Source organism: Micromonospora sp. NPDC052213 (genome assembly GCF_040679695.1).
In the GTDB taxonomy this organism is placed as follows: domain Bacteria; phylum Actinomycetota; class Actinomycetes; order Mycobacteriales; family Micromonosporaceae; genus Micromonospora.
This window is the reverse complement of the sequence record NZ_JBFAVI010000378.1, coordinates 1-1186: the sequence shown is the minus strand read 5'-3', so window position 1 is coordinate 1186 and position 1186 is coordinate 1. Positions and strand designations below refer to the sequence as shown.

The 1186-nt window shown below is 78.1% G+C and carries 2 protein-coding genes; both read right to left on the bottom strand.

The window, feature by feature from the left end; all coding sequences use genetic code 11:
- Positions 1–870: prephenate dehydrogenase/arogenate dehydrogenase family protein (locus AB0L34_RS34120; RefSeq protein WP_363709807.1), on the bottom strand; the 870-nt coding region annotated here is incomplete at its 3' end.
- 1 nt (position 871) lies between these two features.
- On the bottom strand, positions 872–1186 hold a 315-nt coding region (locus tag AB0L34_RS34115; protein WP_363709805.1), incomplete at its 5' end, for an aminotransferase class I/II-fold pyridoxal phosphate-dependent enzyme.

Below are 1186 nucleotides of genomic sequence, written 5' to 3'. Positions count from 1 at the left end.
CCGCCGGTGCGCGGTGAACTCGCGCGCCCGCAGCGTGGACCGGGTCTGCCGCCCCTCGGCGAGCCGGTCGGCCAGCGTGCCGGCGTCGCCGGCGCGCAGCGCCTCGGTCAGCTCGCCCAGGAAGACGCCGAGCGCGTCCAGCTCGGCGAGGACGCGGTCCCGGTTCCCGAGCAGCATGTTCGCGGTCCGTTCGGGCGGCCCGCCGGCGACCCGGGTGCCGTCGGAGAAGCTCCCGGCGGCGAGCGTCAGCACCGCGTCCCGCAGCGCCGACCGGTGCACGGCGCCGGCCAGCGCCCCGGCGAGCACGTGCGGCACGTGCGAGGCGAGCGCCGCCGCTCCGTCGTGCTCCGGGGCGGACATCGGCACCACCCGGGCGTGGAAGACGTCCACGAGCAGCGCGGCCAGCCGTCGGAAGGCGTCCAGCCCGGTCGGCCCCGGGCAGAGCACCCAGGCGGCGCCGGCGAGCAGGTCCGTGGCGGCCGCGTCCGGTCCGGCCCGGTCGGCCCCGGCCATCGGGTGGCCCGGCACGAACCGGTGCCCGAGCCCCTGCACGGTGGCGGCGGTGCTCACCTCGGCCTTGACGCTGCCCACGTCGGTGAGCACGCACCTGTCGTCGGTGACGGCGGCGACCCGGGCCAGCGTCGCCGGCAACGTGGGCAGCGGGCCGCAGAGGAACACCACGTCCCGGCCGGCCACCGCGTCCTCGACCGTGTCGGCCACCGCGACGCCCCGTTCGCGTACCCGCCCGCGGATCGCCGGGTCCGGGTCCCAGCCGGTGACGTCGAGCCCGGCGTCGCGCAGCCGGAGCAGCACCGAACCGCCGATCAGCCCGGTGCCGACCACCGCCGCCCGCGCCAGCTCGCCCGCCATGTCAGGACCCGGCGAGCCGCCCGGCCACCGCGTCGACACGCTCGTCGGACTCGGTGAGCGCCACCCGGACGTGCCGGGCGCCGGCCGGGCCGTAGAAGACCCCGGCCGCGACCAGGATGCCCCGGCGGGCCAGCCAGTCCACGGTGTCCCAGCAGTCCTCGTCGCGGGTCAGCCACAGGTAGAGGCCGGCCTCCGAGTACTCGACGGTGAAGCCGGCGCCGGTGAACGCGGCCCACAGCTTCTCCCGCCGGAGGCGGTAGCGCTCCCGCTGGGCGTCGGCGTGCTCCTGATCGCCGAGCGCGGCCACCATCGCGGC